15 protein-coding genes and 1 riboswitch are annotated in these 14,259 nt (G+C 49.1%); of the genes, 8 read left to right on the forward strand and 7 right to left on the reverse strand.

All coding sequences use genetic code 11. The features are described 5' to 3' along the window. Positions 1-79 precede the first annotated feature (79 nt). The 3 genes from fbp (at position 80) to ACQ4MZ_RS07305 (ending at position 3,259) form a co-directional block, all read left to right on the forward strand. Complete coding sequence (gene fbp / locus ACQ4MZ_RS07295; RefSeq protein WP_430843941.1) at positions 80-1,075, forward strand: class 1 fructose-bisphosphatase; 996 nt, start codon at positions 80-82, stop codon at positions 1,073-1,075. Positions 1,076-1,112: 37 nt separating this feature from the next. Beyond that, complete coding sequence (locus ACQ4MZ_RS07300) at positions 1,113-2,450, forward strand: DEAD/DEAH box helicase (protein ID WP_430843942.1); 1,338 nt, start codon at positions 1,113-1,115, stop codon at positions 2,448-2,450. Between the two features lie 68 nt (positions 2,451-2,518). After that, the gene (locus tag ACQ4MZ_RS07305) at positions 2,519-3,259 is read left to right on the forward strand and encodes a tetratricopeptide repeat protein (RefSeq protein WP_430843943.1); all 741 of its coding nucleotides are present in this window, start codon (positions 2,519-2,521) and stop codon (positions 3,257-3,259) included. Between the two features lie 60 nt (positions 3,260-3,319). Here ACQ4MZ_RS07305 and ACQ4MZ_RS07310 read toward each other — a convergent pair whose 3' ends face one another. Both ACQ4MZ_RS07310 and ACQ4MZ_RS07315 read right to left on the reverse strand, forming a co-directional pair. Next, positions 3,320-4,396, reverse strand: coding sequence for a DUF5074 domain-containing protein (locus tag ACQ4MZ_RS07310; RefSeq protein WP_430843944.1), 1,077 nt, complete (start codon positions 4,394-4,396; stop codon positions 3,320-3,322). A 10-nt stretch (positions 4,397-4,406) separates the two neighbouring features. Continuing rightward, entirely contained in the window at positions 4,407-6,329 is a 1,923-nt protein-coding gene (locus tag ACQ4MZ_RS07315; RefSeq protein WP_430843946.1) for a TonB-dependent receptor plug domain-containing protein, read from the reverse strand. Positions 6,330-6,379: 50 nt separating this feature from the next. Next, a riboswitch (cobalamin riboswitch) is annotated at positions 6,380-6,580 on the reverse strand. A 64-nt stretch (positions 6,581-6,644) separates the two neighbouring features. On the opposite strand from ACQ4MZ_RS07315, the gene ACQ4MZ_RS07320 reads away from it, so the two are divergent. Then, a complete protein-coding gene (locus tag ACQ4MZ_RS07320) occupies positions 6,645-7,565 on the forward strand; it encodes a DMT family transporter (protein WP_430843947.1) in 921 nt (306 codons plus the stop codon). Here the strand turns inward: ACQ4MZ_RS07320 and ACQ4MZ_RS07325 are convergent. Further along, positions 7,562-7,963: a glyoxalase superfamily protein gene (locus tag ACQ4MZ_RS07325; protein ID WP_430843948.1), complete on the reverse strand. Its 402-nt coding sequence runs from the start codon at positions 7,961-7,963 to the stop codon at positions 7,562-7,564. The genes ACQ4MZ_RS07320 and ACQ4MZ_RS07325 overlap by 4 nt on opposite strands. A gap of 48 nt (positions 7,964-8,011) precedes the next feature. Between ACQ4MZ_RS07325 and ACQ4MZ_RS07330 the strand changes: the two genes are divergently transcribed. Both ACQ4MZ_RS07330 and ACQ4MZ_RS07335 read left to right on the forward strand, forming a co-directional pair. Further along, entirely contained in the window at positions 8,012-8,578 is a 567-nt protein-coding gene (locus ACQ4MZ_RS07330; RefSeq protein ID WP_430843950.1) for a thioredoxin family protein, read from the forward strand. Between the two features lie 35 nt (positions 8,579-8,613). Continuing rightward, a complete protein-coding gene (locus tag ACQ4MZ_RS07335) occupies positions 8,614-8,811 on the forward strand; it encodes a hypothetical protein (RefSeq protein WP_430843951.1) in 198 nt (65 codons plus the stop codon). Positions 8,812-8,861: 50 nt separating this feature from the next. Here ACQ4MZ_RS07335 and prfA read toward each other — a convergent pair whose 3' ends face one another. Further along, positions 8,862-9,935: a peptide chain release factor 1 gene (gene prfA, locus ACQ4MZ_RS07340; protein ID WP_430843953.1), complete on the reverse strand. Its 1,074-nt coding sequence runs from the start codon at positions 9,933-9,935 to the stop codon at positions 8,862-8,864. A gap of 132 nt (positions 9,936-10,067) precedes the next feature. Here prfA and ACQ4MZ_RS07345 point away from each other — a divergent pair, with 132 nt between their 5' ends. Continuing rightward, entirely contained in the window at positions 10,068-10,652 is a 585-nt protein-coding gene (locus tag ACQ4MZ_RS07345) for a hypothetical protein (RefSeq protein WP_430843954.1), read from the forward strand. 114 nt (positions 10,653-10,766) lie between these two features. Here the strand turns inward: ACQ4MZ_RS07345 and ACQ4MZ_RS07350 are convergent, their stop codons facing one another. Beyond that, complete coding sequence (locus ACQ4MZ_RS07350; RefSeq protein ID WP_430843956.1) at positions 10,767-11,642, reverse strand: aldo/keto reductase; 876 nt, start codon at positions 11,640-11,642, stop codon at positions 10,767-10,769. Positions 11,643-11,672: 30 nt separating this feature from the next. Then, positions 11,673-11,963 carry a hypothetical protein gene (locus ACQ4MZ_RS07355; RefSeq protein WP_430843958.1) on the reverse strand — a complete coding sequence of 97 codons (291 nt, stop codon included), beginning with the start codon at positions 11,961-11,963 and terminating at the stop codon, positions 11,673-11,675. A gap of 315 nt (positions 11,964-12,278) precedes the next feature. On the opposite strand from ACQ4MZ_RS07355, the gene ACQ4MZ_RS07360 reads away from it, so the two are divergent. Beyond that, positions 12,279-12,614: a single-stranded DNA-binding protein gene (locus ACQ4MZ_RS07360; RefSeq protein WP_430843960.1), complete on the forward strand. Its 336-nt coding sequence runs from the start codon at positions 12,279-12,281 to the stop codon at positions 12,612-12,614. A 70-nt stretch (positions 12,615-12,684) separates the two neighbouring features. On the opposite strand, the gene ACQ4MZ_RS07365 is transcribed toward ACQ4MZ_RS07360, so the two are convergent. Continuing rightward, entirely contained in the window at positions 12,685-14,172 is a 1,488-nt protein-coding gene (locus tag ACQ4MZ_RS07365) for a xylulokinase (protein WP_430843961.1), read from the reverse strand. Between the last annotated feature and the right edge of the window lie 87 nt (positions 14,173-14,259).

Genomic DNA, 14,259 nt, shown 5'->3' on the forward strand with positions numbered 1-14,259 from the left:
TTTTATTAGTTCGAACTGTTTGGAAATAGGAAAAAACCGGGTGTAAATTTCCCTCCAATCTCATGTAATTCAATTGACTATGGCGACGAAAACAGTACAGGACCTGGTGGTGCCGGTGGGTGTGACACTCGACCGGTTTATCATGCACAGCCAAAGCGCATTTCCCTATGCGACGGGCGAGTTGTCGCAGTTGCTCCGTGACATTGCGCTTGCCGGGAAGATCATCAACCGGGAAATCAACCGCGCAGGGCTGATCGACATTGCCGGCGGAAATGGAACGGAAAATGTGCAGGGTGAAAACCAGCAGAAGCTCGATATCGTCGCCAACGTACGTTTCATCCGTGCATTAAAAAATGGGGGAGAAGTTTGTGCGATCCTTTCCGAGGAAGAGGAGGACATTATCCACACCGGCAACAATCACGGCAAGTATGTCGTGGCCATGGACCCGCTGGATGGTTCTTCCAATATTGACGTGAATGTTTCCATCGGCTCGATTTTTTCTATTTACAGAAGGGTGACGCCTATCAATAGTCCGGCTTCGATGGAGGATTTCCTGCAAGGCGGCCGCAAGCAAGTGGCGGCGGGTTACATTCTTTATGGCTCGTCGACGATGCTCGTGTACTCGACCGGCGATGGCGTGAATGGCTTTACGTTCGATCAGTCACTCGGGGAATTTATTTTATCACACAAAAATATTGGTACACCTGCCGACGGTTCGATCTACTCCGTCAATGAGGGGCACTACCACAGCTACCCGCCATTTGTGCAGCAATATGTGGCGCAATGCAAGTCAAGAAATTTCAGCGCGCGTTACATTGGTTCACTCGTGGGTGACTTCCACCGGAATATGCTCAAAGGCGGCATTTACCTTTATCCATCCACTAAAAAGGATCCGAAAGGCAAGCTGCGGCTGCTTTACGAATGCTACCCGCTGGCATTCATTGCTGAGAAGTCGGGTGGTAAGGCAAGCGACGGTTTTGGAAGTATTTTGGACATCCTGCCGCAGTCGTTTCACCAGCGTTCGCCGCTTTACATAGGCTCGGCGGGTCTTGTCGACGACGTTGTGAAGGGCTGATAACCGGCTACCGTTTTAGTTTTCGTAACTTTGCCGAATGCAGACTACGCAAAACTCATTCGAGCAGTTTAAGCTCAACCGTCAATTGCTCAACGCGATTGAAGAAGCAGGTTACACCGAACCGACACCCATTCAGGAGCAGGCGATACCCGTGGCGCTGGCCGGGCAAGACATTCTGGGCATTGCTCAAACCGGTACCGGTAAGACAGCCGCTTATACATTACCCCTGTTAATGCGCATTAAATATGCCCAGGGACAGCATCCCCGGGCATTGATTTTGGCTCCTACCCGCGAGCTCGCGATGCAAATCTCGGACGCTATCACGCAGCTCGGCAAGTATACCGACATTCGTACAGTGGTGCTCTACGGCGGCGTGGGGCCGAAAACGCAGATTGAAGCGCTGCGTAAAGGCGTCGACATTATTGTGGCGACACCGGGGCGGTTCATGGACCTGTATTTCCAGGAGGAGATCGTCGTGAAGCATCTGAATGTAATGGTGCTTGATGAAGCGGATAAAATGATGGATATGGGCTTTATGCCGCAAATCCGCAAGCTGCTGGAAGTGATTCCGCGCAAAAGGCAGAATATGCTTTTCTCTGCGACGTTTTCGGGGAAGGTCGAAAACCTTTCCTATGAATTTCTCGAATTTCCTACCCGGATCGAAGTTACCCCGCAGGCTACGGCTGCGGAAATGGTAACACAGACCCTTTACGAAGTGCCGAACTTTCGCACTAAAATCAATCTGTTATCTTATTTATTGGAGGACAAGGAGGTCTTCACGCGCGTGCTCGTATTCACGCGAAGCCGTGAGGTGGCCGGACTTGTGCATCAAAATTTATTGAACCGGGTGGTTCCGGAAGCTGAACTTCGCGTAATCCATGCAAATAAAGGCCAGAATACGCGTATCAATGCAATGGAGGCGTTCAGGGAAGGGAATATCAGGGTAATGGTAGCGACCGACGTCGTGGCGCGTGGCATTGATATTACGGAAGTGAGCCACGTGGTCAATTTCGATGTGCCTTTGATTTACGAAGACTATGTGCACAGGATCGGCCGGACGGGTCGGGCCAATACAGTGGGCAATGCAATTACTTTCATGACCATTGCCGATGAGTACCATATCCGCAAAATTGAGGCGATGATCCGGATGGAAATTCCGAGGGCGGAGTTTCCGGACGAAGTTTACATTGCCGAAACGCCCTTCCAGGAGCGGCAGGATATGCTGCGGGAGATCGATAACCAGCGACGTAAGGAAGATCCAACATTCAAAGGAGCGTTCCACGAGAAAAAACACAGTTATCCGCAGGCGAGGAAGGGTTCGGGGAATACCAGTAGGGGACGTAGGGCTGCGGGCGGAAGAAGTAAACGCCGGTAATGCAATACAATTCCAATAAAACCGTTTAACTTGGACAATAGAAACCTGTTCTTCTATTAAAGTCAATTATGAAAGAGTCTGTTGTAATTTGGCTTGCCTTTTTGATTCCTGTGCTGGGCTTTGCTCAAAACACGCATCTGGCAAGCGCGGGTCCAAGCACAGATACAAACGTAGCCCCCAAAAAGCCCCTTGATTTAAAGGAAAGGCGTATTCTCCCGCTCTTCGGAGAAGTGAGTAAGACATCGGAGCAGATTGATGAAGAGATCAAATTCCTGAGCGAATGTGACAAATCATTTTCCAGCCGCGCAGAGGCCAGCAGTTTCTTCGCGACCCGTGCCTGGGAGTATTTGCAGGAGGGTTCTCTGGACACAGCCTGCTACCGCTTCAATCTTGCCCAACTGCTGAACGACAAGAATGTGGAAGCTTACTGGGGGCTTGGGGTTGTATCGTACCAGCGCGAAAACTGGGTGGATGCAAAAAGAATGCTGAGCAAGGGCGTGAGCCTGCAAGGAGACAATGTACCGCTGCTGGTGGATTTATCGACGGTTGAACTCAAACTGTACGCGATCACCAGCCGGAAAGAGGAGTTGGACGAGGCAGGCGAATTATTGAAACATGCGGTTTCCCTTGATTCTACCTATGCGCTCGGTCAGTATAACCTGGCGCTGTTGCATTATAATCTCAATGAACTTGACAAGTCGTGGGAGCATTTGCATAAGGGCCGGACGCTGGATTTTAACCAGCTGAACCTCGATTTTGTTGAACTTTTGAAAGCCAAGATGCCCGATCCGCAAGGATTTTTTAAGTGAAGTGGCATGGTTCCGAAATTGAAAAAGTCTCCCAAGCGGGAGACTTTTTCAATTTACATGTTATTGGAAGAAGAATCCTGCTGGTGCGATGCCTACTTTGACAGAGTCGACCAAGCTTCCATCGGCGCGATAACGAACCGCGTAGCCTGCCTGCGTATAGGACGGGCTCACGCCTGCGTAAAGCAGTCCTTGTGACGGATCAACTGCAAGGCCATAGAACGGGCGCGGAATCAATGGGGTAACCATGGCTATCTGCGTATCGGTAATGGAGAATTTGTAAGTGCCTCCTTGCTGTTTACCAGCGCTGTCATACCACGAAAGCACAAAGAAAATGGATTTCAAATCATTGCTGAATGTAAAATTGCCGGGTGTTTTGGTCCCGTCCGTCGCAATCGTCAGCGTTGCTTCGGTAGCGTTGGTTTCTGTATTAATGCGCAACATTTTATTGCCGGCATTCACCCATAGTTTTCCGTTCGCATCAACACCAACCGGATTGGCAGCACCTGATGTCGCAATGGGCGACGATGCTTCATCGGTGTTTGTATTGATGATCGCCAGCTTGTTTCCGGCAGCCCATTGCGTAGTGCCTATGTAAAGCTTCCCACTAGCATAGGCCAGGTTTTCAGGGCCATCGGCTATGTTGATTTTTTTGGTAACCTTTTTGGTGGTCAGGTCAATAACCGCAATATAGCCGGTCGAATATTTGCTGACGTCCGTTCCCCAGCACGAAACATAAGCTTTTCGGCCTGCGATAACCACTTCGCGAGGATTCTCTATATCCGGTGCACCAATGGTACCTTCATCCTTGAAAGTGTACCGTTGTACGAACTGGACTTTATCCTGGCCGGCAGACATATTATCGACAAGAATAATACCTTGCTCTTCGGAAGCAGTATAATCCTGCACGCCGCCCTTCAATGCCGTTCCGTTTGCCACTGCGAAAATATCGGCGGTTGCCGTGTTGTTTTCCCGCGCGAAGTAGGAAATAGCACCGTTATTCTGGGAGAAATTACCCTCATTCATTACAAAAACACCGCTCACATAGTCTCCCTTCGGAGCCGGGTCGCTTTGATTACAGGACCATACCGCGAGGGTTGAAAAAGCTACTGCTAATGAACTGGCTAACTGTCTTTTCATTTTCATTGATTTATTGAGAATCGTAACTAAAGGTTAAACTTAATGCAAAACTTCTTCCCGGCATCGCATTATTTCTGACATTTAAATAAAACGTGTCGGTGAGGTTGCGGACTTGCCCCTGTAAAATGAGCTTGAATTTGTAAAAGGTAAAGCTCGTTTCGGCCAGCAGGTTTACCAGGCCATAACCGTCCAGAAACTGTGAATTGTCGAAGGTTGTATAGCGCTTGCTGGCCGCCTGTAACTGTCCCGTAAGCTTCGTGGACTTGAACTGCACGAATGCATTTGCATTAACCGTATGTTCAGGTACAAATACCAATTGTTTGCCTACAATATCCTGCGAGTAATTGTCGTAGGCCTTCTCCTGGCTGCTTTTGTTGAATGCATAACCCACGTCCAGTCCTGTTCGCCAGAAACCGGTTTGTCGCTGATAGCCCAGTTGCAATTCAATTCCCCGGGCCAGTACCTGTTGCAGATTTTCGACCCGGTAGCTTCTCGATGGATTCCAGTAAGTCCAGTCTTTAATTCGGTTATGGTAAAAAGTTGCGGTGGTTCTTAGCGTGCCGCCGAAAGCCGCTTTAAATATCTGTTCAAGGCCGATTTCCTTATTCCAACCCGTTTCGGGGTGGACATCCGGGTTACCGAGGTCCTTCCAGTAGCGTTCGTTCAAAGTGGGCACCCGGTAGCTGCGGCCATAGGAGCCTTTCAAGGTAAGGTTGTAAAGCGCTTTTTGAATGAAACTATATTCCACACCAACCGACGGTGTGAACGGTGGATTGAAACCCGTAACGAGGCCCTGCCTAAGGTTAATGGAAGTAGTAATCCGCGCTGTCGGTTGCCAGCGGGTGAGCAGGAAGAAGTCCGTGCGGTTCTCGCTCGCTGGCGAGAGCGCGTATCCCGGTACGCGTGAACGATAATGCGTCCATTCTCCCCCGGTTTTAAGGTGAATAGGATTGATATTGTTGCCAAGATTTAGCAGAAAATCCTTTTCTATTCTCGAAGCGAACTTATCCGTTATTGAATGGTCGGGGTGGGAGAGGTCACCTTTGGCATAATCTATGATGTCGCGTACCCAGGCGGTGCGTAGCGTGAGCGTCCGGACCTGATAGCGGAACATCGTACGATAGGCCGTAGTTTGGGTCATTTCACGACCTTGGATATCGTCGGGCGTCAGCGTCAGTTTATTGTCGGTGAGCCAGATGTGTGCGGAAATTTCCTGGTCGTTTTGTCCGTGGAGGAACAGGTCCTGTACAATGCCTTTTTGAAAAGTTTCGGTAGGCAAGAGTGCGTAAGTGTTCCGGGTTGGTTTGGGGTAATCGTTGTTCATCCTGCCATAGTAAAGTGCCGTTTTCCCTGAGAAAGCCCATTGGTTGTTTAGTGGCACTAGATAGCGGATATCTGTTCGGCTCTGATGGTTATTGAAGCTATCATATTGTCCGCCATCAGACACATGAAACGGCGTTGCCGATGCGCGGCTGTCAAGCAAAATACTTCCGCCCACGGCATCGGAGCCCACAACACTCGCCGCGGAGCCGTACTGAACCGAAAGCTGGTCGAAACCCGCCACGGGAATGGTGGAGAAGTCCGTTTGTCCGAGGGTAGGCGCATTGATGTTGAGCCCGTTCCATAGGACAGCAGTATGGTTGGCGGAGGTGCCCCGGAACGAGGCGGTATTGAGCTGGCCCGGCCCGTAATTTTTAAATGCAATCGGGGTATAAGCGGATAACACGTCACCGATATTCTGATAGCGTACCTGCGCGAGCGAAGCGGAGTCGATGCGCTGGATTTTCAGGCCGCTCATAAATTTTTGAGGGACAAATCCCTTCACGATGACGGGGTCGAGAGCAATGGAGTCTTTTTGTGCATAAACCGGCAGTGTCAGCGCAAAACTTGCCCATAACATCCAGCATCCCACAAGTCTTAAGTTGGTAAACACTCTAAATCGCAATGATTGGCGGCGATCTTCTGTTTTTCCTCCGAAAACGGTCCGATCAAAATGCTCTGGCAGGTCTCCTGGCTCGTCTTTCGCACCCGGAGCCTTCCCGTCGCAGGACAGTGGCACGAAGAATCGGGCACGTGTTGGCAGACTTACAGTTGCGGGGACAGCTTCCGGTGCTAACGGAATTCCCTATTAAGCCTAATCGCTGACTAGAAGCAGCTTATGGCACCAAGCGGGTGCAAAGGTAGGTATTTCCCCCGACTTTCCGTTGTGTACGATAACCGCTATCTTTGCAGCAAATTCTGATTGCTTTTGGCCGCTTCTACTGAAAATTTCCCGACCGCATCCTCCCTGAAAGGCATTTACCTTATGCTCGGCGCCGCATTTTTTTTCTCGCTTACGTCGGCGATCTCGAAATGGCTGGGAAGGGAGTTCCATATTGTACAGCTGGTTTTTTTCAGGAACATTGTTGGGGTGGTTTTTATCATTAGCAGCATCTGGCAACGGCCGCTGAGGCAGGAGGGCGGAAAGTTGGGACTGCTTATTTTCAGAGGTGTAGTAGGAACATTGTCGCTGTACATGCTATTTTATGCAATCCAGACGCTTGGACTCGGCCGGGCTTCTACCTACCAATATACTTACCCAATTTTTCTGGCGCTTTTCTCCTGGCTGCTCATCGGAGAAACACTGAATGGCAAGGAATGGATGGCTATATTCGTTGGTTTTACCGGTATTCTGTTCGTGTTCCGGCCCGATCTTTCGTCGTCGCTGCGGGATAATGCATTAGGTTTGGGCAATGCACTGTTGACGGCCATTTCTTACTTGTCCATCCGCCAGCTTGGTGTCGTGTACGACACGCGCGCGATCATCCTTTCATTTATGCTCAGCGGGATTGTAATGCCTATTTTGTCGATGCTGGTCGGTACGTATTATCCTATGGAGCATTTGGATTTTCTGATAGGTACATTCAGATGGCCGGAGAATACCTGGCAATGGCTGGGTTTTCTCGCATTAGGGTTTACGGCGCTTTTGGGACAAAAAATGCTTACGCAATCATTTACTTACGATAAAGCCGGGCGCGTCGCTGTGGTGGGTTATTCCAATATTCTTTTTTCGGTGCTGATCGGCTTTCTGATGGGAGAGGCGATTCCGACGCTTTCTATGCTGACGGGCATGTTGCTAATCATTACAGGAGGCATTCTGGTGTCTCTGGCAAAAACTAAGAATGCTTAAAGCCGCTCATTGAATGCAAGCCGGTTCATGAAGGGATCGACTACCGTTACCGAAATGGCATTCCATGGCTCCTGTTCGAGTCCCGGGCGATTGTATTTGTATTGCTTTTCATTGAGTTCCTTGTGGAAATCACGCACGCCAGTGCATTCGATGAAGACTTTGGCGCCCGGTGTGCAATCGCCATGGTGTTCGGAGAGGTGGAGCGTCAGGTCTCCGCGCGAAACTTGCATGTAGAGCGGTGCATCGTCGGAAAACCGGTGTTCCCAGTCGACCTGGAAGCCGAGCCAGCCGATGTAAAATTCCCGTGCTTTGGTTTCGTCAAAAATGCGTAAAATTGGGATGACTTTGCTGGCTTCCATGTTATTATGCTTTGGCACCTGACGCGCAGTCCGTGCCATGATTTGTGAAAGAGATTTGTCTAAGAGCAAGAAATCTAAAAAATTACTATGAAACGACTCCTGTCAATACTGATAATATTTCCCGTAATGCTGGTATTCCTTGCCGGTTTCAAAGCCGATACGGGTAAAAGGCGTGCAGCCGCCGAAGGTATTCAGTGGCTGACCATCGAAGAGGCATATGCCAAAATTCAGAAGGAGCCCCGCAAGATCCTGATCGACGTCTACACCGACTGGTGCGGATGGTGCAAAGTGATGGATCGCGAAACGTTCAAAGACAAAGCCGTTACCGAATATATCAACAAGAAATATTACGCCGTAAAGCTCGATGCAGAGCAAAAGGGAACGATCAAATTGGGCGACAAGCAGTTCAAATACCTTGAACAGGGCGGTCGCGGCATCCATGAAATCGCATTGGCATTAACGAATAATCAGCCGAGCTATCCCACAACGGTTTTTCTGGACGATCAATTTAACATGATCCAGCCACTAGCCGGTTACCTGAAAGCGAAAGAATTCCATCAGATCATTACCTTTTTCGGAGAGGATTACCATAAAAAGCAGGACTTCGAAAGCTATAAAGCGAAGACTTACGGCACTTTGTATCCTGCGAAATAGGCGTAAGTTAACTCACTCAGCTTCCTTATAAAGAGATGAAAAAGCCCAAAATAGTTCTGGACGTTATAAGGGAAGAGCAAGGTTTTAGCGCCATTGCTGATATTGCCGACAAATTTATTGGCACGCAGGGCGATAGTATGGAAGAATTAAAACAAACCATCCTCGAAGTGGTCAATCTGACTTTCTCCGAGGATGGTTTGACTTATAGTATGGATGAGATCGAACTAAGGTAACCTATCGAAAGACCTGAAACTTCGCTTCATTAAGTTAAAGGACAACATTCCTAAACGGCTTCTCCTTCCTGCATTCTTTCGGCATTCTCAGCGATACGCAGTTTTTCGATCAGCTCGGCGATATCTCCTTCCATTACAGCAGGGAGATTATAAACCGTGTAACCAATGCGGTGGTCGGTAATGCGGCTTTGGGGGTAGTTGTAGGTGCGGATTTTATCGGAGCGGTCGCCGCTGCCCACCATGGATTTCCGCTGCGAACTGATCGCGTCATTGTGTTTCTTCAACTCGATCTCGTACAGGCGCGAGCGGAGCACGCTTAATGCGCGTTCCTTGTTTTTGAGCTGCGAGCGTTCGTCCTGGCAGCTTACCACCAGTCCGGACGGAATGTGGGTAAGACGTACCGCGGAATAAGTCGTGTTTACCGATTGTCCACCCGCACCTGACGATTGGAAAGTATCGATACGGACATCATTCATATTGATCTGCACATCCACCTCTTCCGCTTCCGGCAGGACTGCCACTGAAGCCGCAGATGTGTGAATGCGGCCCTGAGATTCTGTCGCGGGGACACGCTGTACGCGGTGTACTCCCGATTCGAACTTCATTTTGCCGTACACATCCTCTCCTTCGACTTTACAGATAATCTCTTTATAACCGCCGTTGGTACCTTCGGTATAATCCATTACGGATGACCGCCAGCCCATTTTCTCGAAAAAGCGCTGATACATTCTGAAAAGGTCGCCGGCAAAAATAGCAGCTTCGTCGCCACCGGTACCGCCGCGAATTTCCAGGATGATGTTCCGGCTGTCGTTAGGATCTTTCGGGATAAGTAGCTCCTTAATGGTCTGTTCGAGCTCTTCCAGTTTGGGAGTCAGTTCATCCAGCTCCTCTTTGGCCATTTCGCGCAGATCTTCGTCTTTTTCAGTCGCTATAAGTTCTTTGGTACCGGCAATATCCTTCTGCAACTTCTGATAAAGTGCATATTGCTCCACGATCTTGCCAAGGTCCTTGTATTCCTTGCTGATCTTGGAATAACGTGCAGAATCGGAGACTACTTCCGGTTGTATGATTTGTTGAGAAACCTCTTCAAACCGTTCTTTTATAGCTTCTAATTTATCGATCATCTTTATTGAATATCTTTGGCATCTCGCATTCGGGGCACAAAGATACGCATTTTAGCTAAATGAATGGTTTCAAGGGACTGGCTGCGTGCTGTGAGAGAAACCGTTTGATGGATTAAACAAATATTTGGAACAATGAAAAGAATCATATGCATTGCCATGTTGGCAGTAGCTTTCACAAGCTGCGATTTTAAAAGCGGCCGCATCGAAAACACAAAAGAGCTAAACAGGGAAATCAAAGCCTCGCAGATCAAACGGGTTACAAATGTGCAGCTGGTATCATCAGCCGACGAATGGGGCAAGAAAATCGCGCAGATCGCAGAGAAATCCTTGAAAGGCGAACTGGAAAAGAACCCGGATGCCGGACTGGCACATTGCCGTGACCTGAGCGGTATTCCGGTGATCGCTGCATTGGAAAAGGAATACGGAGTTAAAGTGGAATTGTTCGGGATCAATGACGTAAAACGCGCCGATTTGCACGCCAAGGAAAGGGAAATACTGGATGCCTACGCTTACAGTGCGAAAAGCAGCACGCAAGCGGGAGATAATTTACAGCAGCTCAACGACAGCCTCCTCGTGTACAACGCGCCTGTTGCGGCGGGAAGCGTCATTTGTAAAAAATGCATGGCTACCCAGGACACGACTTTTGCTGTCTGGCGACTGCTTTTTAATAAAAAGGAGATCATCAGGAAGCTGGATGCGAAGCAGTTGAAGGATTGACCTTCAATCCAGGAACTTAGCTGAATGCAGGGGACACGGTATTTGATATGGGAAGCCCGCAATGTCATAAAAATGAAGGGGGACTGTGACAACCAACAGCACCCCCTGCATTTTTTATTTCCCGACAACCTGATAGATATCGTACCAATCTTCCCGGCTCAGCTTGATATCCGAAGCGCTAGCACCATTACGAATGCGGGCTTCGGAGAGCGATCCGATAATGGGTAACGTCCCCAATTTCATGAGCCAGGCTACCGCCGTTTGTTCGATATTGGCATCGTATTTCTTGCCGACCTCATCCAGTTTGGCCCTCAGGCGCACTGCTTTTTCGTCGGTACCATTCAGGATTTTTCCTCCCGCGAGGGGCGCCCAGGCAAGCGGTTTGCTGAAACTCTGTTTGATAAAATCGATACGGCCATCTTCGATTGCGGTCGTATTCATCAGGTTCAATTCAATATGGTTCGTGACGATCGGAATCCGGAGGTACGACGCAAGCAGCTGATGCTGGAAAACCGTAAAGTTGGCGACTCCAATGTGTTTTGCCTTCCCCGAGGTTACGATTTCGGCCAATGCCATGGCGGTCTCTTCCGGATCGGCCAGCAGGTCGCTTTGATGGAGCAGGAAAATATCCAGATAATCGGTTTTGAGCCTTTTGAGTGAGCCGTTAATGCTGTTGATAATGTGCTCGCGCGAATTATCGTAGTAGGTCAGGTATTTATCCTCCGACTTTCTGATACCGCACTTGCTGAACAGCACAATGTCTTCTCGCTTGAAGGATTTGTGGGCAATGATCTTGCCGAAATGTTCTTCAATCGTATGATCGCCGTAAACATCAGCATGGTCGAATGTATTAATGCCCAGGTCGAGGCAGAGGTTGACCGTTTTTTCAATTTGCGTGGTGGTAATGGCACCCTCGTCGGTCCATCTCCAAAAACCATAAATTGCTTCCGAAACCTTCGGGCCGGAATCGCTGAGGCTTACTTTTTTCATCGGTGGTAGTTTGAATTCTTGCAAAAATATCTATTTCTCCAATCGTTTATCCCTTACGATCAGATAAAAATCATTGTCCAGTTCAAGGTAGCCATAGTCGTAAACGAAGCGATAAATGCTTCCTTTGAGGGTCGGACGGATGTTGGTAATCAGGTTAAAATCAAAGCCTTTGGCCATTAAAATGTGCTTGGTGGTTTTGGATTTGTCATCGGGACAAAGTTCTTCCAGAATCCGGCGGTTCTTCCGGAGCTGGTTATTAATATTTCTGATAATGTTGTGAGAATCCGAATTGAGCCGGTTATTGAAGCTGTTTCGGCACATATCTGAGCAAAATTTTTTATCGATCCTACCCGTGAGAGGTCTGCCGCATTCCTGACAATTTACCATATACCTTTTGTTTCGCCGGACCGCTTTTATCCGGGCAGTGTGCATATATTTTCCTGGCCTGCAATATAGTAAAATTCATTTGCGACGACGGCCGGCTTGCATTTTTCCGTTTGCAAACGGCTGCAAATGCTTTCATATGACTATAAGCGGTTAAAAACCGACTTCTGTTTTTCACCCATTACATCTTTGCATTGTCGGTTCACTTTATTCAATCCGGCAGCAGTATTCATCATCTAAACATTATCAACAATGAACTCGGTAAAATTAATCGGAAATGTAGGCCGCGAAATCAATGTGAAGGAGTTTGAGGGCGGTAAAATGCTAACCTTTTCACTGGCAACGGACGAAGGTTATGTTAATAAGAACAAGGAAGAGGTCAAGAATACGGTCTGGCATACCGTGGTCGTGTGGCGGGAACTGGCACAGCGCTGCGAGACTTTCCTGACGACAGGTAAAATGGTTTCGATCGAAGGTAGGCTAACCTATCGGCAGTATGTCGACAAAGACAATCGTACCGTAAGGCGCACGGAAGTGACCGCGCATAAGGTGGAAGAAATTCAGAAGAAACAGGAGGCGGCGGTGTGAGCAATTCAAGTGACGCAAGCGTGTTATAACAGGCCTCATGCCTGGGTTCAAGATGAGGCCTGTTTTATGCTTATGAGAGGCTCTTTTCGAGAGTAGTTTTCCAGTTATTGTATGCGTCGCGCGTGGCCTGTACGTGATTTGCATCGGGCTCGATCGTGCGTAGCGCCGTAAGTCCGACAAATGCATCTTCGCGGTTCTTGTAATAGCTTAGTCCGAAACCGGCAGCGCGGGCTGCCCCTTGTGCGCCATCGGTGTTGTAAAGCTCGACGGTGGCGCCAGACACGTTAGCAAAGGTTTCTCGGAAAACAGGGCTCAGGAACATATTGGCTTCTCCGGCACGGATATTCTTGAGAGACACACCTACCGTTTCCATGATTTCCATTCCGTAATAGAGGGCGAAGACAATGCCTTCCTGCGATGCACGCGTGAAATGGCTCAGGCCGTGGCGGCTGAATTGAAGCCCTTTAAATGTACTTCCGGGATCCTGATTTTCGAGCATACGCTCGGCTCCGTTACCGAATGGAAGGCAGAAGAGGCCATCGGAACCCACAGGCGCCTGTGCGGCGAGGTTGTTCATTTCTGGATAAGAGATATTTCCCTGGAACAGCGCATTGCGAAGCCAGCCATTCAGGCTTCCGGTCCCGTTTACGCACAGCAAAACGCCATAACGGGATGCTGAGGAAATCGGGTTCACGTGCAGGAAAGTATTGACACGTGATTTCGGATCGAATTTAATTTGATCGCTAACGCCATACACTACCCCGGAGGTGCCGGCAGTGGCTGCAACCTCACCCGGTTCGAGTACATTTAGGGAAAAGGCGTTGTTAGGCTGGTCTCCGGCACGGTAGGTGACGGGAATGCCCGCGCGCAAGCCGAGTTCGGCAGCGGCAGCGGCGGTTACTTTTCCTTGCTCCGCAAATGTCGGCAGTATCTCGGGAAGGATATTTTGGTTGAACCCGAAATGATCGAACAAGAAATCGGCCGGGCGCTGGTTCACGAAGTCCCAGAATATTCCTTCGGAAAGCCCCGATGGAGTGGTTACAACCTCCCCGGTCATGCGGGCGGCCAGGTAGTCGCCGGGCAGCATGAATTTGTGAACTTTCGCGTAAACATCGGGCTCGTTCTGTTTCACCCAACCCAGTTTCGATGCCGTGAAATTGCCCGGAGAGTTCAGTAAATGAGGCAGTACGTATTCCTCACCCAATGCTTCCATCGCCTGGTTACCCACTTCGACGGCGCGACTATCGCACCAGATAATGGACGGACGGAGAACGTTCAGGTTTTCATCCACCACCACGAGCCCGTGCATTTGGTAGGATATACCAATTGCGCCGACCTCTTCTGGGGATACGTTTGCTTTTTTAATAACAGCCTGAGAAGCAAGACATGCATTTTCCCACCACATCTGAGGCTGCTGTTCAGCGAAGCCAGGTTTGGGAGCTGCAATGGTCATTTCCCTTTCCGGGTAGAATGCGGAGGCGGCAACTGCCCCGGTATCTGCGTGAATCAAACAAGCTTTGACGGACGAACTGCCTAAATCGAATCCAAGGAAATACATTGCGAAATATGATTATTTTGATTTAAAAAGCTTCGATGTTTAAATATAAGCGCTAAAAAGTACAAAAATGTTCAAATAACTTTAAGA

Origin of the sequence: Dyadobacter sp. BHUBP1 (assembly GCF_050587785.1) — a bacterium.
Lineage (GTDB): Bacteria > Bacteroidota > Bacteroidia > Cytophagales > Spirosomataceae > Dyadobacter.